General features: G+C 41.3%; 14 protein-coding genes, 2 tRNA genes, 2 rRNA genes and 1 pseudogene (1 of these 19 cut by a window edge). 7 read left to right on the top strand and 12 right to left on the bottom strand.

The window, feature by feature from the left end; genetic code table 11:
* Window positions 1-105 precede the first annotated feature (105 nt).
* Together N8A86_RS04545 and N8A86_RS04540 are read left to right on the top strand one after the other, a co-directional pair.
* Entirely contained in the window at window positions 106-672 is a 567-nt protein-coding gene (locus N8A86_RS04545) for an RNA polymerase sigma factor (protein WP_273567979.1), read from the top strand.
* Between the two features lie 4 nt (window positions 673-676).
* The gene (locus tag N8A86_RS04540) at window positions 677-1,411 is read left to right on the top strand and encodes a tetratricopeptide repeat protein (protein ID WP_273567978.1); all 735 of its coding nucleotides are present in this window, start codon (window positions 677-679) and stop codon (window positions 1,409-1,411) included.
* Here N8A86_RS04540 and N8A86_RS04535 read toward each other — a convergent pair.
* From N8A86_RS04535 to rnhB, 12 genes are all read right to left on the bottom strand, one after another.
* Window positions 1,408-2,838: a CHAT domain-containing protein gene (locus tag N8A86_RS04535; RefSeq protein WP_273567977.1), complete on the bottom strand. Its 1,431-nt coding sequence runs from the start codon at window positions 2,836-2,838 to the stop codon at window positions 1,408-1,410. The genes N8A86_RS04540 and N8A86_RS04535 overlap by 4 nt on opposite strands.
* A gap of 17 nt (window positions 2,839-2,855) precedes the next feature.
* Complete coding sequence (locus N8A86_RS04530) at window positions 2,856-4,172, bottom strand: tetratricopeptide repeat protein (protein ID WP_273567976.1); 1,317 nt, start codon at window positions 4,170-4,172, stop codon at window positions 2,856-2,858.
* Between the two features lie 98 nt (window positions 4,173-4,270).
* Window positions 4,271-4,876, bottom strand: a complete 606-nt coding sequence (locus N8A86_RS04525) for a hypothetical protein (protein WP_273567975.1) — start codon at window positions 4,874-4,876, stop codon at window positions 4,271-4,273.
* Window positions 4,877-5,029: 153 nt separating this feature from the next.
* Complete coding sequence (locus tag N8A86_RS04520; RefSeq protein ID WP_273567974.1) at window positions 5,030-5,161, bottom strand: T9SS type A sorting domain-containing protein; 132 nt, start codon at window positions 5,159-5,161, stop codon at window positions 5,030-5,032.
* A 177-nt stretch (window positions 5,162-5,338) separates the two neighbouring features.
* Entirely contained in the window at window positions 5,339-6,739 is a 1,401-nt protein-coding gene (locus N8A86_RS04515) for a hybrid sensor histidine kinase/response regulator transcription factor (protein WP_273567973.1), read from the bottom strand.
* On the bottom strand, window positions 6,622-7,197 hold the full coding sequence (locus tag N8A86_RS04510) for an ATP-binding protein (protein WP_273567972.1): 576 nt from the start codon (window positions 7,195-7,197) through the stop codon (window positions 6,622-6,624). Before N8A86_RS04510 ends, N8A86_RS04515 begins: the two co-directional genes overlap by 118 nt.
* Window positions 7,198-7,489: 292 nt before the next feature.
* Entirely contained in the window at window positions 7,490-8,089 is a 600-nt protein-coding gene (locus N8A86_RS04505; protein ID WP_273567971.1) for a tetratricopeptide repeat protein, read from the bottom strand.
* Between the two features lie 349 nt (window positions 8,090-8,438).
* Window positions 8,439-9,137 carry a TapB family protein gene (locus N8A86_RS04500; protein WP_273567970.1) on the bottom strand — a complete coding sequence of 233 codons (699 nt, stop codon included), beginning with the start codon at window positions 9,135-9,137 and terminating at the stop codon, window positions 8,439-8,441.
* Window positions 9,138-9,157: 20 nt separating this feature from the next.
* The gene (locus N8A86_RS04495) at window positions 9,158-10,507 is read right to left on the bottom strand and encodes an OmpA family protein (RefSeq protein WP_273567969.1); all 1,350 of its coding nucleotides are present in this window, start codon (window positions 10,505-10,507) and stop codon (window positions 9,158-9,160) included.
* A gap of 259 nt (window positions 10,508-10,766) precedes the next feature.
* Window positions 10,767-12,356 (bottom strand): hypothetical protein, encoded by a 1,590-nt coding sequence (locus N8A86_RS04490; RefSeq protein ID WP_273567968.1) that lies wholly within the window; start codon window positions 12,354-12,356, stop codon window positions 10,767-10,769.
* Window positions 12,299-13,225, bottom strand: a complete 927-nt coding sequence (locus tag N8A86_RS04485; RefSeq protein WP_273567967.1) for a hypothetical protein — start codon at window positions 13,223-13,225, stop codon at window positions 12,299-12,301. Before N8A86_RS04485 ends, N8A86_RS04490 begins: the two co-directional genes overlap by 58 nt.
* A 115-nt stretch (window positions 13,226-13,340) precedes the next feature.
* Window positions 13,341-13,940: a ribonuclease HII gene (rnhB, locus tag N8A86_RS04480; protein ID WP_430682195.1), complete on the bottom strand. Its 600-nt coding sequence runs from the start codon at window positions 13,938-13,940 to the stop codon at window positions 13,341-13,343.
* 142 nt (window positions 13,941-14,082) lie between these two features.
* On the opposite strand from rnhB, the pseudogene N8A86_RS04475 reads away from it, so the two are divergent.
* The 5 genes and pseudogenes from N8A86_RS04475 to N8A86_RS04455 all read left to right on the top strand — a co-directional run.
* Window positions 14,083-16,058, top strand: a pseudogene (locus tag N8A86_RS04475) (putative porin).
* Window positions 16,059-16,682: 624 nt separating this feature from the next.
* A 16S ribosomal RNA gene (locus tag N8A86_RS04470) occupies window positions 16,683-18,213 on the top strand.
* A 173-nt stretch (window positions 18,214-18,386) separates the two neighbouring features.
* A tRNA-Ile gene (locus N8A86_RS04465) sits at window positions 18,387-18,460 on the top strand.
* A gap of 150 nt (window positions 18,461-18,610) precedes the next feature.
* Window positions 18,611-18,687 (top strand) — tRNA-Ala (locus N8A86_RS04460).
* A gap of 207 nt (window positions 18,688-18,894) precedes the next feature.
* Window positions 18,895-19,922, top strand: a 23S ribosomal RNA gene (locus N8A86_RS04455) (it continues 1,810 nt past the right edge of the window).
* The 16S and 23S rRNA genes sit together here with 2 tRNA genes alongside, the layout of an rRNA operon.

Raw genomic sequence — 19,922 nt, 5'->3', positions numbered from 1 at the left:
CACTTGATTCCGTTTGATTTATCGCGGAATTGACCGATATAGGCGTACAAAAAATGTTAAATTAGCTGTAACCACATGTTAACCTTTTTGTTAGAACGGCATTAAATGGAAAATGCACAGGTAGAATTTACACTCGAAGAATTAAGACAAGGTTCTGAGAACGTCCTAAGAAGAGTGTACGAAGAGAACAGGGGAAAGTTCTTGAACTTCGCTAGGCGATATAACCTCACCGATGAAGAAAACGTTGATATTTACCAAGATGCCTATGTTATTTTTTACGACAATGTTATGAGCGGAAAGATAGAGCGCTTTACAAGTAGTATTTCCACCTATCTTTTCGGAATTGGAAAATATTTGATTTTCGATCAGATGAGAAAAAACAAAAAGAAGGTAAGTGGCAATTATGACCTTTCAATGGTCGGAGAAGCCGATGAGTTGGTCAGTACTCTAGAAATAGAGAAGCCGGCGTTAACTGCCGAGCAACAATTGTTGCAGAAGTATTTCACGACTCTCGGTAAAAAATGTCAAGAACTATTGACACTTTTTTACTATCGTGGCTACACGATCAAAGAAATCATGGAAGCCGAGAACTACAACAACGAGAATGTGGTGAAAGCGGCAAAATCGCGTTGTATGAAGACATTAAGGGAACGGATAAAAGAAAATATATAGTGTGATGGAAAAGGAGCAGTTACTATATCTATATTTCTCAAAGGAGCTCACTGCCGAGCAGAAGCAGCGGTTCGACGAGCTGTTGGTAACCGATCCAGATTTTAAGAAACAGTTCGATTTCGAAAGCGATATACAAAATGCAATCCGAGACAAAGAGACTAAAGATTTAAAGCAAAGGTTGGTCGGTTTCGAGAAGGATATTTCGCAATCGGCCCCGGTAAGAAGATTGAAGCCCAACTACCAAAAATGGTCCATTGCAGCTTCAATTACCTTGTTAGCAGCTTTAGGATGGATTGTTTATAATAGCCTCTCTGGACCCAATTATAATGATCTGTACGAATCGAACTTTCAAGAATATCCGAATACGGTTTACACGATTACAAGGAGCGATACTGTTCAATCTTTGGAAAGGGATGCTTTTGCAGCCTATGAATCGGGTGATTATGAATTGGCCGCCAAAATTTTTCTTTCTTCGGAAGATAAGGGAAGCATAGAACATAGTAATTTCTATCTGGCCCAAACCTACTTGAATCTTGACAAAAACAGGGACGCTATTGCCCTTTTTAACAAAGTCATTGAAACGGATGACGAGTTCAAGGCGGAAGCAAATTGGTACCTGGCATTGGCCTACCTAAAAGAGGAAGACAAGAAAAATGCCATTGCCGTTCTCGAGCATCATATTGAAAACTACGATTATAACAGGTCAAAAGCGGAGGAACTCTTAAAAGAGCTAGACTAGCTTTTTCTTTTCTTCAAAAAGTAAAGTCCGAGTAAAATTGATAAGCCTACAATTCCTAAAATAAGCCATGACCATATATTTGAAGATATTAGGGGTGATGTATTTCCCGAAATAACAAATCCTGACCAATAATATGGGTGGGCGAGTGCATTCTGACTGTTGTCTTTTATGAATGTTTTTTTTGCCTTTTGCAATGCCTGATCTTTTGTTTTTCCCTCCGCTAGATTTTTATAGAACGAATCCATCAGCTGGGTCGAGGAGGCATCATTGACTTTCCAGAGGGTACTGGCGATGCTTGCGGCCCCACTGTAGAAAAATCCTCGGGCCAAACTTAGAAACCCTTCACCTCGCTTCAATTCGCCTATACCAGTTTCACATGCGCTGAGAGTTACTAGGTCCACGTCTGTTCTTAGGTTGTACAAGTCAGCGACGAACAAAATACTTTCATCAATAGGTTGGTCGACTTGCGCAAATGCTAAATAGGAGTATTCCGGCGTGCTGTCATCAAAGATGGCATGTGTCGCCAAATGTAAAATAGTAAAACCCTTAGCCTCTGACCTGAAGCGATCGAGGGATGCCTCTTTATCTACAAAAGAACGACCATCGAAAGACTTCGATATTTGTGCGACTTCCTTTTTGTTATGGGGCAAAGGCAGTAATTTAGAACGATCTAAGCTGACCTCCGTCTTGCCATCAAAGCTCGGGGCAAACGCAAGCATTTGAGATTCACTGGCGGGTTCTCGCTCATTTAATTGTTTTAATAATGTGGCAGAATTGGCATAACTTATAGCATAATTTTCGACCAGATAGGTCAATCCGTTCGAATCCGTATTTAAAGCAGAAAAAGGAAGATAACTAAGAAGCCCGTCGGTAATCAGTGTCAATTTTGAGGTTTCGGGTGAAGAAAGCAAAGGCGCTATTAATATACCATAGAGTTCGTATGTTAAATTTGACAAGTCGCTTATGTCCGATTTCGAATCTGAAAGCATTTCATGTACTTCTTTGATTTTATTTTCGAGTGCCTTGTCGAGAGGTATTTTAATCAAATTTTTTGACTGTTGGCTTATGGAGAGGGCGTAGATAGCTTGATTTCCATAGAAGTAACTTATCATCAACTCGTCTGGGTCAAGTTCTTTGGAAAAAGAATTCGGGTCGGTTACGTTCGCACCGTACCTCAAGCTATAGTAGTCGGGATAATTTGCGGACACAAATTTCATAAGGCCGGCTTGCTGCTCCTTTAAAAGAAAGATGTCACTTTTAAGCTTCTCCTTTTCATTTGTATTTTTTATTAACTCTTTTTCCAATGAGGTAATTTCCGAACGTAGTAGGCGCTCTTTTTCCAACAACGAATCTGGTACTTGAGCAAATCGCTCGGCTTTGGCCGACATAAGGGCTTCTAACAACAATACAGACTTGCTCTTTTCCATAAAGAAGAAAGCCCTATCTAAATGTTCGTCGTTGCCCCTTTTTTAAAACTAGAATAGTTAGCTTCTAGGGCCGATTCGAATAAAGGAAAGGTCTTTTCAATAAGATCGATTTTATCGGAACTATACTGATAGTCAGCTTTAAGGCTATCTAACATGCTAACTGCCAAAAATGCCGAAGTACCGACCTCATTGAATTTTTCTAAACTAAGCAATGTGCCTGTTTTTAAGGCCATTAAATCTAGATAGGCAGTGCCAAATTTACTGGATGGTAATTCAAGTCCTTTATCGGCAGCTTTGAGGGCGTTTTGAAAATCCCTTGCAAGAATTAGTATTTTTCCTTTTTCCAAATATAGATTGGCCAACCTTTCATTATTCAGTTCCCCGGTCTGATCGAGATAGGTGTCAAGGGCTAGATCGATCTCACTAAGGGCACTTTTGACGTTATTGTTTTGCAACTCAAACCTGGCCTTTGTTCGGTGATATAGTTGCTTAAAAGTTGGGCTTCTGTCTAAATGGTTTGCCATTACTGCAAGATAATGGCGCGCACTATCCTTTTTGGAAAGTAATAAATAGTTTTCGGCCAAATGATGGGTAACACTAATGATTCTATTCGGATTATTGTTTTGTTCCAGGGCATCTTTAAGGGTAGTTCGTAAATATGAGTTGGCCTGTTCATAATCGCCTTGATCGGTTAGAACTTCTGCCAAAAGAGCATAGTTGATGTATAGATTATTTAGATTTTCAGGTGTTACCGTCTTTACTAAGTTTATGGTTTGTTCGTAGTAATCTTTTGCCAGATTGAACTTATCTTCCAAGTGGTAGGTCTTGGCCAAAAAGCTCATCGAATTGGATAATAAAAGAAAATGATCTGGTGTAAGTGATTCGGGCGGTTGATTCTGATACGAGTTCTTTATGTGGTTGAAGTACGACTTTGCCCTACCTTTGTTGCCTAACTTAAAGTAAAAGTTACCCTTATCGGCCCGAATCGAATTACGATATAAAAGTGAATCTTCAAGGTTTTGCCAAAAACTGGATTTGGGGTCAGAAATCTTATCGATCTTAGATAAGTTTTCCCTAATGGTGCTCAGGTCATAGAAATAGCCCAAATGACGGTTAGAGGTAATTAGGATATCGAGCAGGGTCAGAGTGTCTTTTTCGGCCCACGCCAAATTCTCGATTTTTTTAAAATAGTATTGCCCAGAGTCTTTCTGAACCCCGTAATGTGCATATCCCTTCCCCAGAAGTATGTCGATCTGATTTTCATACTCAGCATCTTGACCATACGTGGTGGCAGAAAAGCAAAGAAGGGATATGACGATAATACGTAGTACCATACAGGGCAACTTGGATTTTTCGGTAGGTGAATTAGTATGTCGGTTTTACTTCAACAATTCCTCTAAGTTACCCGTAAGATACTCAAACACTTCGTTTTTTATTTAACGGTATAGTTTCTTTCTTCGACCCCATCGGAATTAAAGACTTGAACTTGAATGGCTGAAACGGGACTATTTTGATCACCGATCATAAGATTACTGTAATTGATTTGACCCTCGGCACCAGGCAGCGGGCTCAATTCATCGATGGTGCCGCCACCAACTACATCTCCACCTTCATTGAAAAACAGAATCCGAATTTTTTCGACCCCGGTACCGGCTAATACGTATTCCAATCCTGAGAAGTCACAGTTGTTCGGTATTGGGCATGGCGGCGGTGGCGGTGGAATGCGGATGCCCACTTGTTCCAATGAAAAGATACTTTTCAAATCATCTTCAAGACCGTCTCGCCTCTCGGCTGCAGCGGCAAGATCCTTTTCGGTATTTTCATCCCCAAGATCGTTGGCAATTTTATCTTTCAAAACTTGGATCTCAATGTTTAAAGCCTCTATTTCCCCATCAATATAAACTTGATATAGATGACCTTCATAGAGGTAATTTTTTTCGGTAAACTCGATTTCTTTGGGTCCACTGCCGTGGTAGTCTTTGATACATGAGGATAGTCCTATTAGTGAGACCATCAGAATCATAATTTTTGCTTTCATAATATTGGGTTTAATTAATTATTTAATAGTGTTTGTCCTGCTCCAGACTAACGTTTAGATTTAAAGAAGGGTACCATAAATAGAGTTCAATTTATATGTATGTGAGCTATTGAATTGAGCGTTAAAAAATCCATTTTTCATATGTATTGATCTCTATTTTTTAAATGTGGTTTTTTTAATGACCTTATTGTTCTTCATGATTTTCAATACATAGGTGCCATCTTTTAGCTGGTCGATATTTAGGTAAATTTGATTTTCGGGGAAACTGTCAAGCGAACCTTCCATTTTACTTTTTTTAGCCGTCATCATCATTTATCTTGACATAGAGACGAACCATGGTCTATCTCTTTACAATGCGAATGTAACGGACTAGTTTAGGAAGTACTATGAAATATGTAACAAGAACTATGAGCCATGTAACACACTCGGAAAGACCTTTAAAAACAACGTTTTCGACAGCAATTATTTATTCATTGCAAAGTCGGAAGGGGTACAATTGTAAGTTTCCTTAAAACATTTACTGAAATAGGCATGATCGTTGAAACCAACACTATAGCCAACTTCAGAAATGCTCACATCTGATTTTTTCAGTATCTGGGCCGCCAATTTCAAACGTTGCGATCGAATAAATTCTGATGTAGAAAGACCGGTCAACGCCTTTAATTTTCGGTGCAATTGCATACGGCTCATATGAACGGCGGCACTGAAGTTTTCAACACTGAAAGAAGGATCTATGAGTTTTTCATCCAAAACGCTCTGTAACTTTTCTAAGAACCGTTCGTCGGTCGACGTAATGGCAATATCCCTAGGTTTTAAAATGACCTCTTGGCTGTATCGAGATCGTAGTTCTCTTCTAAGGTCGATCAAAGAAGTCACCTTTGATTTTAGTATTTTTTGATTGAAGGGTTTGGTAATATAATCATCGGCTCCCACTTCGATGCCTGAAAGCTCATTTTCGTCGCCTGCCTTCGCGGTTAATAAAATAATTGGAATATGACTGGTACGTTCATCTTCTTTCAATTGTTTTGTCAATTGAATACCATCTTTAATGGGCATCATAATGTCGGAGATAATCAAATCAGGTATTTTTTCGATGGCCTTTACGACACCTTCTTCACCATTCGATGCTGAAATAATTTGGTATGCTTTTCGAAAGGTATCGGCCAATAGGTTACGTACATCCACATTATCTTCGACAATCAATAGAATCGGTAGATTTTCATCTATTGTTGGCTCAACTTCACTAAAAGAATCATTTATAACGGGTTGAAGCACTTTTTCCGTATAAGCGGAATCTTTCTTGAAAATGACATTCTTAAACTTATTCTTGTCGATACAAAGTTGAACGCTAAATATGGTGTTTTGATTTTTATTGCTGGTTACGGTAACTGCTCCCTTGTGCAATTCGGCAAGTTCTTTTACGAGTGAAAGTCCAATTCCAGTACCATCGTTTTGTTCGTCGGTTTGGTAGAAGCGGTCAAAAAGAGTCTTGATTTGGTCTTTGGTAAGACCTTCTCCGGTATTCTCTATTTTGAAATCTAAAATACCACTTATGATCTTTGCGAAAATACGTACGCCTCCATTTTCGGGGGTATACTTGACCGCATTTCCCAAAAGATTGACCGTTATTTTTTCAAGGGCGTCAGCGTCGAACCAGACTTCTCTGTCTTTGTTTTCTATTTGGATTTCGAAGTCGATATTTTTTTGCTTTGCCAGATATGAAAACGATTCTGCCCACGCGGCTATCAAATGCGTGGCTTTGCCTTTTTCCAATTGTATTTTACGGTTACCGCTATCGATTTTTGAAAGCTCCAACAATTGGTCGACCAGCGATAATAGTCTGCCCGTATTTCTTTCGGCCATTTCAAAATGACTGCGCCTTTCTTTCGGTAGATCGGATCTGCAAGAGTTTCTTGAATGGGCGAAGATATTAGGGTCAAGGGTGTTCTGAATTCGTGAGAGATGTTGGTGAAGAAGTTGTTTTTTAGTCGATCTATTTCCAATAGCTTTTGGTTAGTTTTTTGGCGGTTTCTGTATAAAATAAAAAAGAAAAGAAGGCCCAAAGATGTTACCCCAATACCGGCCAATAGAAAATTCTGCTGGTTCTTTTTTTGTTGCTGGGCCAGTTCGTTCTGGGCTTTTAAAAGTCTTATCTTTTTGTCTCTTTGAGCCGTTTGATATTTTCCTTCGATTTCTCGAATTTTTTCAGCACTTTGAATACGGTCAAGGGAATCTTTTATTGCATAACCTACTTCATTTAGTTCATTTGCCCTCTTGTAGTTGCCCATTTGAAAATAGGTCTTGGCCATTACAAAGGCCAAATCTTTCTCGATTACACCGTTCTTAATGCTCTTGTTCGATAAGGAGGCTTTCTGAGACCAAGAAAGGGCGTTACGTGGATTTTCTCTAAGTAGTGAAAGTTTCGCTAATTCAATGGCATTGATCGCTCCTTCAAGTTTAAATTCTGACTGTTCATAAAATTCAAAAGATTCAGTGAATAAAGCTTCGGCACTTTCAAACTGTTTTTTTTCTAACTTGATTTTGGCTAGGTTAGTAGCGATTTCCGACGCCGTTGTTAGATCTTTGATCTTTTGAAAAATTCATGTGATTTTGTCAATATACTATCTGCCTTATCAAGCTCTCCCTTTGTAAAAAAAGTTTTCCCAATTCCACATTGTTGCTGCTCATGTAGAATTCAGCCGCGGCAACAGGTAATTTTTTAAATTGATCATTGGCCTTCTTATAATATGATTCCGCCAGGGTCACATCATCAAACTTTAAATGTATGCCTCCTAAATTCTGATAGGCTGCAGCAATTACATCTGGGCGTAAGGGCCTCAGAAAATGCATCGAATCTACCTTGAGGAAATTTTCCTGAGCTTTTTCAATTAAATCTTGACGTGAGTAGATGGTTCCTAAGGCAGTATAGGTGTCTGCCTTTGTCATATATTCGATATCACTTTCAGACTTTATGTTTTCGAGCGCTTTTTTACAGGCACTTTCTGCATCCTCATATTTTGCCAGCAGGTACAGATTTCTACATAGACCATTATAGGCTATTGCAGCACCAATATTGTAGTTCTCTTGCTCAGCTCGTTTTGCCGAACTTTCAAAATAAACAAGGGCCGAGTCGATTTTTTGGGTTCTTTTGTAGTACTGCGCCAGTAGATATTCGGTGTCGGCCAACCCTCTTTGATAATTACTGGTTTTCACAACTTCAAAACTCTTCTTGATGTAAAAAAGAGCACTATCAGGTTTCGGGTTGATATGCAGAATTACCTTTTTTTAAACTCAGAAATTGTTACTGAGTCTTTGAAGTGATTGCTTTGCGCATGTACGCCTTGAAAACAGAACAGTAAAAATAAAAGGATAATACGCCGCATAGGGTCAAATTTCTACTTCAGAAAAATACTCTGCATGAGTAACTACAAGATAACCAAATAAAACTTTGATAGTATCATGTTGGCTTTTTTCAGTGTGCAGAAGATTAAATATACCAATGGGTAAGTGCTTAAAAAACCGAGGTGCAGGCCTCGGTCTATGCTTTTACGAAAATATGAAGTCATTTACTGAACTTGGTCAGTTCGGTGCGACTCATAAGATTACCGTTCTTTTTGTACGTTTCTTGTTTTACCATGCCCACGCCTTCGGCCAGCCATAATTTTGAATCCATTTCTTGGGTGGCCCCCATGGTTTTCGAACTTGTGGTTTCAGTAATTAGAAAACAATCGAAAGTGCCGGCCGCAGTGGTTACACTTTCCTTTTTTTCTACTTTTCTATTGGTCTGGTTCACGTCGATATTCATCTTGATACCGCTCATGTTCATCGCCACAGAGACATTGGCGTCTGCAAGGTCTTGACCGACGCTGAGGTCGTTCGGTAATTCAATGTCGGTTCCGGTAATATCCATCTCAAGACCCATTTCGGTGTACTGTTGCATCATTTGTGAAGGAAACAACGATTGATAATCGATACTGACCACATCTCCCTCGCAGGTAATCTTATAATTGGTAGTAAAGATTTCCTTTCCTTTTTTATCAATAAATTTTAAATCGAAGGTAGCTTTGGTAGCTGTACCTTCTTGCGTGACCTCTGATATGGTATAGCGGGTCACCCCTTCTGACTTTCCTTTTTTATCTGTGTTCGTATACTCGAACGAAGTACCTTCGACCATCGGATAATATTTACTGCAATTATCTTGCGCCACTATATTTGGAATAACTAATATGCCCAAAAGAAAACTTAGTACTAATTTTTTCATCTTAATCGTATGTTTAAAAATTATTGTTTAATGAATTCTACTCTTCTGTTCTGTGCTTTTCCGTCCGTGGTGCCATTGTCGCCGACGGGTTCAGATTCTCCCTTGCCCTCGGTACTCAATCGGTCAGAAGAAACACCATACACTGAGACTAATGCATTTTTGACTGCTTCTGCACGGTTTTTGGAAAGTGTCATATTTGAGGCATCTTCGCCATCGGAGTCCGTGTGACCGACGATTTTCAATTTCATATTATTTTCTTGCTGTAAAACCTGATGGATTTGACGTATGATTCCCATGGATTGTGCTTGAATATTGGCCGAGCCCGAATCAAATAGGATTCCGTTTGTGGAAACTTTACCATCTGAAATCAACGTTCTGCGTAGGTCCAAACCACCTTCTGCTACCTTCACATTGCGAATGAACAGCCGTTCCTTTCCATCTTTAAAGCCATGTAGCTGAAATTTTATTGTTGAAATTGCACCCTCTGCAGGAACTGCTTTTGGAATATCGACATATTTCTTTTCGTTGACCCAAAGGCGAAATCGCTGTTTGTTGACGGCAATAGAAATGTGCGGTTGAGCAAGAACGGCTTCTCGAATGTCTGCTTTGACAACATTGTTTATACCTCCACCGCCATACTTTATGTGGTTCTTAACCCGAATTCCCACAGGGGTATATTGTGCAAAAGGAAGATTTGCATGTACGTAGTAATCGCCCCATCGAAATTTGTCATCAGAACTAATCCCGACCTCTAGCCATGCACTGCTTGAGGTTTTTGCATCGATGCCTGAACTCAAAATGTCGAATTCAAGAGTGTATTCTTCCGGCAAGTCTACGTAGGGTATGTAAAAGGTCGTATAGCCAGGTAGAATTTCAAACCATTTGTCTTTCGAGTCATTGAGGGTCACTACTTCGCCACTACCATTCGTATTCCATTTACTGGGAAAATCTCCCACAAAATCATTGGCGAAATCATCGAAGAACAGCAATTTGTCGCCGGGCACAAAATCGAACTTACTATATACGGTAATTGATTTCGGCCCACTAGGTTCCGAAGAAGTATTTGGGTCAGATGAACCTTCTATAGTTGGACTATGGCTACCTGATTCCGAATCAGTAGAGGGTTCACCATTTGGTACGGGGCTCTTTTTTTCCTTTTCTCCTTTTGATCCGGGCTCTAGGATGCTATCAAGTACTTCTTCCGTTTTTTCGGTGGTCTCTTTTTCAACACGACGTTCGACCGCGCGTTCCGCAGCTTTTTCTGCTCGCTTCCCTAATTTTTTTAGAAGCTGACTGTTCGCTTGGGGTACAAATGCGAAGATAAAAATTAGGGGAAGGCTGATTCTTAATAGTCGAGCAATTTTTTTCATGATAGTGTTTTTACGCCTTAAAGATAAAGAAATTGGCGTTTTGGTTATTGAGAACGTAGCACAAAAAAGATACCGTTTTCTTTATTGTTTAGCCTTTTAATGTATAAATCATTCAAGGGTTAACGACTAAAGCACATAACAATACATTTTCAATTACTTTTCTTTGATTCTTGCAAAATACTAAAGTAGGTTGGAGCTATTTAGGATTCTTGTGCCAGTGGACTCTAATTTTGTATGAAGTGCACTAATTTGAATCAAATCAGTTAATTGTGTAGAGGACAATAGAATTATCTTGATTCTTAACTGTAAGTTCTAGTTTTTGGTCGTTGTCAACATCATCTAGGTCGATAATCGACGTTCCGAAAATAGGAAAATTAGGAATCGGTTTGGCTTGACTATCGAAAAGATATACCTGCTGATTTTGAATGTCGGTCACGCTAACGTAAATCTTATCATTTAGATAGAAAATTTTTGGGTTTGTGTATACGCCAAGATCTAATTCTATCGTTTTTCCTTTGATACTTAGCGTATTGTCGTTCATATGTGCCAACGTATTACTGGTGGCGTCAAAACCATGATCTTGATTGAGATTGAAGGCGGTCTTGGTTATTTTGCCCTGACTATCGATTTGATATAAAGTGCCTTCCTTATCGGTCAAGGTAAATTTATTCTTATGAATATAGACCTCATTTTCAGAGAAATCGATTTTTTCGCTCACTTTGGTTCGAACATCGCCTACGCGATTGAGCAATCGCAGGCTTCCATTTTCCAATTTGAAGGCCAAATAGTCTTTGTTGCCAACTACTAGATGCTTGGGTGCATCAAGAATGGGGCTATCGGCACGTGTGTATTTGAATCCTTTTACAATTTTTGCATTGCGGTCGTACATGAAAACTTTCTCACCTTGCGTTATTACAAATCGATAGTCTTTTTTTCCTTCATAGTCGAATACCGCCAAAGGATTGAGATTACCACCTTCATACGAAATTGTAAATGGTTTCACTTCTTTTCCATTTCTATCTAGTATCAAAAACTCGCTGTTCGTTGTGAAGGCCAACTGTAATCGGCCGTTCTTGTAAAGATCTACTTGATGTATTTTGCCTTGTACGGGCCCTTTCAATTGTTTCTTCCAAAGAATTTTTCCATTGTTTGAAATGAGATAGAGGTTGTTCGTAACATCTTGAACTATAATTTCTTTTTTCTTGGTATTATGGTTGGTTATGAATTGTGGATTGGTGGCGGGTTCTGCATCCAAAGAAACAGTGAAAAGAGGTTTAATGATTTTTAGGGCTTTTTCCGTTGACATCTTTTGGGCAGAAAGATTGATATGGAAAAAATCTCCGTTTGCAACCATCTGACCGGCGAAGGCATAGCCATTAAACTTAGAATCTTTCAGATTTACATGTATATCTTCAATGAAATTATCTTTTACGAGTTGCTCAACATGATTTGCATTCGATATCCATAATATCGACGCGGATGACCCTACATTTTTGCTGGCAAAGCCATAAACCGGATTCTTGCCGAAGGTATTTCCATTTTTATAATTGGAAATTATCGTTTGTACGGTCTCTTTGTTCTCCGTAAAAACGAAGACATTCTCAAGAACGGTACTATAGTTGGCAACGAAATTTTGTACGAGAGGGTCAAAGTTAGCGTTCAGAAAATTGGTGTTACCAAGTTCTCTTACGCTATTGCCTTGGTAATTAGAAGTGCTTTTTTGGTGGAGGGCCAAAAAATCCAATAAACCTTCAGACCCATAGGTTTTGATGAACACGGCCTTTTTTCCGTTTACACGTACGATACCGATTTCTTCCACCGTATTAAAGATCGAATCGTTTTTGGGCACTTTGCTAAGAAAGTGTTTTTGATTTTTTTAAATACACGTTGGTCATTAAAGGTATAAGTCAATAACGACTCTGATTCCAAAGGGGCAAAAAAGGGAGTTGCGTTGGGAAGAGGCTCGGTATCCTTAAAAAGGTTCAGGTATTTGGTAGTCGAGTCGTTCGACACGGCTAGACCGCTTAGGGCCAAAAAGTCGGTTCTAATTTCTGTATCGAAATAGACCCAGTCGGAGAATTTTGAAATGGATATATGTAAAGAATCGGAAGTTATTTGGGAAAGCAGGTATTCATTCTCCTTAAGGTTTAAAAACAAGTTTGCCGGTTTATTTTTATCGGCAATAGCATACAGACGTTTGAAAAGAACGGAGGTGTCTCCTTCGGTCTGCTGTAAATTATCATCCAACAATTCTGCCGAGGTGCTAATGAATAACCTATTGTCTACAACACTACTGTAAATGGCTTTGTCATTTACGATATACTTATCGAATGTTTGGTTGTCAAACGAGATAAGTTCGGCATATTTGTTTCTTAGACTGTCAACATGGAACATATTCGACAACGTATCAGAAATAAAGAGTACTTCGACACTATCTCTTTCAGATTTTGAGAATACCAACATACCGTTAGATTCTCTATCTAGTTGTTCTAAAAAAGCGATTTTATCAATGATGGCCTTATATGACTCCAGATTTTCCAATCGGGAAATAAATTCGTTGTTTTCGAGACTGTCGATAAGAGAAGCGAGATTGTTGATCTGTATTGCAGCCAAAGCATTATGCGGAACATAGTCCGACAAAGGAATATTTTTTTTATCCTCCCTTCCACAACTCAAAATCAATATCGTGAGCAGAATAAGAAAGCCTCTAAGCCTCATGGTGGGTACTTTGTTGCAAATTTATGACATAAAGCACTTTATATGTATGCACAGTGAAACAAAACTTTTTGAAAAATATTCGATTCACTGAAATCTATTGATTCTAAAAAGTGTCCTATAAATCAAGGCTGGTTTGCATTGGCAGTTGCCTGAAACTTTTTCGATGATGTTCGGTGAGGCCATATTTTCGAATGGCATCCCGATGTTCTTTGGTCGGGTATCCTTTGTTTTTTTTCCAGTTGTACATGGGATATTTCTCGTGCAACTCCTCCATATAGAAGTCTCGGTAGGTCTTGGCCAAAACTGAAGCCGCGGCGATGCTCATATATTTACTGTCCCCATTTATGATACATTCAAAAGGAGTGTTTCCGTAAGGTTTAAAGCGATTGCCATCAACAATGATAAATTTCGGATCGACTTCCAATTTTTCAATAGCCTTGTGCATGGCCAATATGGATGCATTCAAAATGTTTATCTCATCAATTTTTTGAGGAAGAATATGGGCCACGGCGAAACAGACCGAAGAATTTTCTATAATAGGTCGAAGCGCTTCCCTCTTCTTTTCCGAAAGCAACTTGGAATCATTTAGCGTTGTGTTTTCAAAGGTTTTTGGCAAAATTAAGGCCGCAGCCGTTACTGGGCCCGCCAAACATCCACGACCTGCCTCATCCGTTCCGATTTCATCGGTATAGCTATGAAAGCTTTTGAGCAAAATTGAAGTAATAAGTTTTGGCGAATATAAATTAAATCTGGTCGAAATCGAAAGAGGTGGTTGCTTATCCTTCCAACACACTTGAGAAAACTTTCACATTTAGTTAGGAACAAAAAAATTAACTTTGTTCGTCTAACGAATATTCATGAGATATTTCCTCGTATTGCTTTTTGTTCTGATGAGTGCCTCGCTAATTGCCCAAGAGGAAGCCCCGATCAAGGGAAAACAAAAAGACACGACCCAGTTTTCAAAAAAGAGAAACCCCAACAACAAGCCATTACCCGAAGAGGAAATAACGATTAAAGATTACAAGATAATCTCACATGCCAGAGATACCACCTATTTAGATACTACCTTGACCATTCAAAAAGAATATAGGTATAATTACTTGCGTCGCGATGATTTCGAATTGATGCCCTTCGCTAACGTGGGACAGCCCTACAATAAGTTGGGCGTTAACTTCGAGCGTGTGGATTTCTATCCAAAATTGGGAGCGAAAGCAAAGCATTTCAATTATTTGGAGAAAGAACAGATCGACTACTACAATGTAGCGACCCCAATGTCGGACCTTTTTTTAAGACCACTTTTGAAGAGGGCCAATTGTTGGATGCACTGTTAACTTTCAACACGTCAAGAAGATTTAATTACTCCATCGCCTACAAGGGTTTCCGTTCTTTGGGAAAATATCAGATCAATCAGGCCCAATCAGGTAATTTCAGAACGACCTTGAACTATGTGACAAAAAACGGTCGATATATGCTCAGGGCCCATATAGCTGCCCAAGATATTGAAACTGAAGAAAACGGGGGCTTGGCCAACAAAGAACTTCAGTTCGAATCGGAAGAATCGAACTTTAGGGACCGGTCTCGTATCGACGTGCGATTCGGTGATGCCGAGAATAAGTTATTGGGGAAACGGTACTATATGGACCATAGCTACAAATTGATTCGAAAGAACAAAGATTCTTCAAGGGTCGAGAAGACTTCACTATCGATAGGTCATCAATTCGATTACGAAACAAAGTATTACTTGTTTACGCAAACCGCCCCGAACGTTTACTTCGGCGACGCATTGGTTACTACGATAAACGATAGAATGAATTTGAAAACCATGTTTAATAAGTTCAGCGCCGAATTCTACAATGCCACGTTGGGTAGGCTTGAAGGAAATATCAGTCTTTACAACTACAACTATTTTACCAATAGCATTCTAATTACCGATACACAAACCATTCAGAATCAGCTTAAAGGTGAAGAAGTTGCCATAGGTGCGGAATATTCAAAAACAATTGCAGGTTTTAGGTTAGAGGGAAGAGTTAAATATAACATTTCTGGAAGCCTGACCGGGAGCCTTCTCGACGCAGCGGCCAGTTATCGTTTCAATGAAAAGAACAAAGTCAGGGTCACCCTCCATTCATCGAACAGCATGCCCGATTTTAATTTTTTGATGTACCAAAGTGATTACACGAATTATAATTGGCAGAACACCAATACTTTCGAAAAGGAAAATGTGAATAGCCTACAATTTGATTTTGAATCCCATACTTGGGGCAATGTCATGGCCAAGTATTCCAGATTGGGCAACTACGCTTATTTTGCGGCCGACCCGACCATTACTGTTGAAGAGGGCCTAGACAATACCATTATCAGGCCTTTTCAAGAAAGCAAAAGTGTAAACCACTTAAAGGTCAAGTACGATAAAGAATTTAGATTGGGCAAGTTTGCACTTAACAATACTGTAATGTATCAAACAGTGGCACAGTCAAGTGACGTATTGAATGTTCCCCAATTAGTTACTCGAAATACGCTTTACTTTTCTTCGGATGTATTCAAAAAAGCCATGTATCTTCAAACAGGTATCACCTTGAAGTATTTTAGCTCTTATAACATGGATGGGTATAATCCCGCCCTAGGGGAATTTTATACTCAGAACAATGAAAAGTTGGGAGGATATCCTTTACTTGATTTTTTTATTAACGCGAAGGTCCAACAGACTCGTATTTATTTGAAGGCCGAACACTTTAATTCCTTCTTTAGCCAACCGAATTTTTATGCTGCACCAGATTATCCTTATCGCGACTTCGTCGTCCGTTTTGGTCTCGTATGGAATTTCTTCTCATAGGCGGTTAAATAACTTTTGGCGTTTGTGGCTTGTATGTGAATAAGAAAGATAGATTATCGAATGATACTTCACATTCGTGGCCTTCTTGTCTGATTGTATCTATTCCCGTAGGGTAGTCACTTTGTCCGTGATCCTCTTCAGGGGAGGTGTTAGGGGTCTTTTGAACTCCCTTTTTCTATTAAAACTGAATTACAAAAGGTTACCATATAAGTTTGCAGTAGAAATACTTTACGTTAATGGACTGAAGCAAAAGTGAAGTACATAAATAAATAGATGAATTCTAATTTTGTGGAGTTTTTGTTGGCATCTTAAACATTGATATTCAAATAGTTAAAACTTTTTTTGTTAACCTTGTCAAAAAAATAGGATTAGGTATTGTGTAAGCGAAAAAACCATCTTATATTTGCACCCGCTTTGGGCGTATAGGATTTGATGTTGTTGGAGGAAAAGCGTTATTAAGGGGGCTTACGGGCTTTCTTTTTTTTGGATAGTTCATTGACATACTGTGAAGACAAACGACCCCCGCCCAAGGGCGGGGAAGGAACCATATTGAGATTTAATAGGATTGAGATACGGGGCCGGGAGATTGTTTTTCGTCGGGCGCGTAAGATTATTTACAGATTAACGATGAAGAGTTTGATCCTGGCTCAGGATGAACGCTAGCGGCAGGCCTAACACATGCAAGTCGAGGGGCAGCGGGAGGAAGCTTGCTTTCTTGCCGGCGACCGGCGCACGGGTGCGCACCGCGTATGGAACCTGCCCTTTACAGGGGAATAGCCCAGAGAAATTTGGATTAATGCCCCGTGGTACCTTTAGATAGCATTATCATAAGGTTAAAGGCTTCGGCCGGTAAAGGATGGCCATGCGTCCCATTAGCTTGATGGTAAGGTAACGGCTTACCATGGCTACGATGGGTAGGGGCCCTGAGAGGGGGATCCCCCACACTGGTACTGAGACACGGACCAGACTCCTACGGGAGGCAGCAGTGAGGAATATTGGACAATGGAGGAGACTCTGATCCAGCCATGCCGCGTGCAGGAAGAATGCCCTATGGGTAGTAAACTGCTTTTATACGGGAAGAAAGAGGGGCACGTGTGCCCTGTTGACGGTACCGTAAGAATAAGGACCGGCTAACTCCGTGCCAGCAGCCGCGGTAATACGGAGGGTCCGAGCGTTATCCGGAATTATTGGGTTTAAAGGGTCCGTAGGCGGGCCGATAAGTCAGGGGTGAAAGTCTGCGGCTCAACCGTAGAAATGCCTTTGATACTGTCGGTCTTGAGTCATGGTGAAGTTGGCGGAATATGTAGTGTAGCGGTGAAATGCATAGATATTACATAGAACACCGATTGCGAAGGCAGCTGACTAACCATGAACTGACGCTGATGGACGAAAGCGTGGGGAGCGAACAGGATTAGATACCCTGGTAGTCCACGCCGTAAACGATGGATACTAGCTGTCCGCTGCCTTGAGCAGTGGGCGGCCAAGCGAAAGTGATAAGTATCCCACCTGGGGAGTACGTTCGCAAGAATGAAACTCAAAGGAATTGACGGGGGCCCGCACAAGCGGTGGAGCATGTGGTTTAATTCGATGATACGCGAGGAACCTTACCAGGGCTTAAATGCATATTGACAGGGGTAGAGATACCTTTTCCTTCGGGCAATTTGCAAGGTGCTGCATGGTTGTCGTCAGCTCGTGCCGTGAGGTGTCAGGTTAAGTCCTATAACGAGCGCAACCCCTACCGTTAGTTGCCAGCATGTCATGATGGGGACTCTAACGGGACTGCCGGTGCAAACCGCGAGGAAGGTGGGGACGACGTCAAATCATCACGGCCCTTACGTCCTGGGCCACACACGTGCTACAATGGCCGGTACAGAGAGCAGCCATGTCGCAAGGCAGAGCGAATCTACAAAACCGGTCACAGTTCGGATCGGGGTCTGCAACCCGACCCCGTGAAGCTGGAATCGCTAGTAATCGGATATCAGCCATGATCCGGTGAATACGTTCCCGGGCCTTGTACACACCGCCCGTCAAGCCATGGAAGCCGGGAGTGCCTGAAGTCCGTCACCGCAAGGAGCGGCCTAGGGCAAGATCGGTAACTAGGGCTAAGTCGTAACAAGGTAGCCGTACCGGAAGGTGCGGCTGGAACACCTCCTTTCTAGAGCAGAACCTTCGTGGCCCTTGGGCCGCGACAGGAAAGCGCGCCGCCCCTCGAGGGGCCTTCGACCGCGCCCCGTGCCTCTTTCTATTTTTTATGACAGGTTCCGATTGAAAAGGTCTTCATGGTATTATGGTATAAAGGAACGGTCGCGCGAAAGTGTGATCCGGGACAGTCCCGTAGCTCAGCTGGTTAGAGCGCTACACTGATAATGTAGAGGTCGGCAGTTCGAGTCTGCCCGGGACTACATTTTCAAGTTAAGAGTTCAGAGTATTTGGGTTCGGAGTTGAAAAAAGTTCTTTAAGATAAGTATTGGAAATTCTGGGAGTTGAGAAGACCCTAAGTTTTTGGAATTTGGGATTTCATTTTTATTTTGGAATTTCCGTTTTGAAAAGACGGGGGATTAGCTCAGCTGGCTAGAGCGCCTGCCTTGCACGCAGGAGGTCATCGGTTCGACTCCGATATTCTCCACCAGGCAATGCCCGGGGATAATTTATTTGTCTTCATGTATTGTATGTGGGTTCGATGGGATTTGATTGCCTGTCGTGGCCCGCGACAAAGTTCATTGACATATTGGGACAGGGTACGTATATATTTAGGTATATGTGTACTTTGAAGAGAAGAAAAACACGAATTTTTTAAGTAAAGAGTACGAATTGGAATACAAAGTAAGAAGGTACAGCGACAAGCTGGAAAAGGGCGTATGGGGAATGCCTAGGCTCTCAGAGGCGACGAAGGACGCGATAAGCTGCGAAAAGCTGCGGGGATCGGCACACACGAAATGATCCGCAGGTATCCGAATGGGGCAACCCGGCATGTTGAAGACATGTCACCTCGCAAGAGGAGCAAACCCGGTGAACTGAAACATCTAAGTAGCCGGAGGAGGAGAAAACAAAAGTGATTCCGATAGTAGCGGCGAGCGAAATCGGATTAGCCCAAACCGTTGTTGTTTCGGCAATAACGGGGTTGTAGGACCACGATGTTCGAGGAGTTATGAACTAGAACGCTTTGGAAAGAGCGGCCATAGACGGTGATAGCCCGGTATAGGCAAAGACCTTTTAGATAGTGGTATCCTGAGTAGTGCGGGGCACGTGAAACCCTGTATGAATCCGGCGGGACCATCCGCCAAGGCTAAATACTCCTGAGAGACCGATAGTGAACCAGTACCGTGAGGGAAAGGTGAAAAGAACCGTGAATAACGGAGTGAAATAGATCCTGAAACCATACGCCTACAAGCGGTCGGAGCGGTGCTTGCACCGTGACGGCGTGCCTTTTGCATAATGAGCCTACGAGTTACTTTTACCGGCAAGGTTAAGCCCTTCAGGGGCGGAGCCGTAGCGAAAGCGAGTCTTAACAGGGCGCCACAGTCGGTAGTAGTAGACGCGAAACCGTGCGATCTACCCATGGGCAGGTTGAAGCTGTGGTAACACACAGTGGAGGACCGAACCCGTTGACGTTGAAAAGTCTTGGGATGACCTGTGGGTAGGGGTGAAAGGCCAATCAAGCTCGGAAATAGCTCGTACTCCCCGAAATGCATTTAGGTGCAGCGTGTAGATAGTTTCATAGAGGTAGAGCTACTGATTGGATGCGGGGGCTTCACCGCCTACCAATTCCTGACAAACTCCGAATGCTATGAAACGTTTCTGCGCAGTGAGGGCATGGGTGCTAAGGTCCATGTCCGAGAGGGAAAGAACCCGGACCATCGGCTA

This window comes from Maribacter halichondriae (assembly GCF_027474825.1).
GTDB lineage: Bacteria > Bacteroidota > Bacteroidia > Flavobacteriales > Flavobacteriaceae > Meishania > Meishania halichondriae.
Note: the sequence above shows the minus strand (reverse complement) of the source record. Positions and strands in the feature narration are given on the sequence as shown.

Bases quoted from the DNA above. Each gene is read 5' to 3' on its own strand.
- N8A86_RS04545 (WP_273567979.1), top strand. From the start codon at position 106: ATGGAAAATGCACAGGTAGAATTTACACTCGAAGAATTAAGACAAGGT.
- N8A86_RS04540 (WP_273567978.1), top strand. From the start codon at position 677: ATGGAAAAGGAGCAGTTACTATATCTATATTTCTCAAAGGAGCTCACT.
- N8A86_RS04535 (WP_273567977.1), bottom strand. From the start codon at position 2,838: ATGGAAAAGAGCAAGTCTGTATTGTTGTTAGAAGCCCTTATGTCGGCC.
- N8A86_RS04530 (WP_273567976.1), bottom strand. From the start codon at position 4,172: ATGGTACTACGTATTATCGTCATATCCCTTCTTTGCTTTTCTGCCACC.
- N8A86_RS04525 (WP_273567975.1), bottom strand. From the start codon at position 4,876: ATGAAAGCAAAAATTATGATTCTGATGGTCTCACTAATAGGACTATCC.
- N8A86_RS04520 (WP_273567974.1), bottom strand. From the start codon at position 5,161: ATGGAAGGTTCGCTTGACAGTTTCCCCGAAAATCAAATTTACCTAAAT.
- N8A86_RS04515 (WP_273567973.1), bottom strand. From the start codon at position 6,739: ATGGCCGAAAGAAATACGGGCAGACTATTATCGCTGGTCGACCAATTG.
- N8A86_RS04500 (WP_273567970.1), bottom strand. From the start codon at position 9,137: ATGAAAAAATTAGTACTAAGTTTTCTTTTGGGCATATTAGTTATTCCA.
- N8A86_RS04495 (WP_273567969.1), bottom strand. From the start codon at position 10,507: ATGAAAAAAATTGCTCGACTATTAAGAATCAGCCTTCCCCTAATTTTT.
- N8A86_RS04485 (WP_273567967.1), bottom strand. From the start codon at position 13,225: ATGAGGCTTAGAGGCTTTCTTATTCTGCTCACGATATTGATTTTGAGT.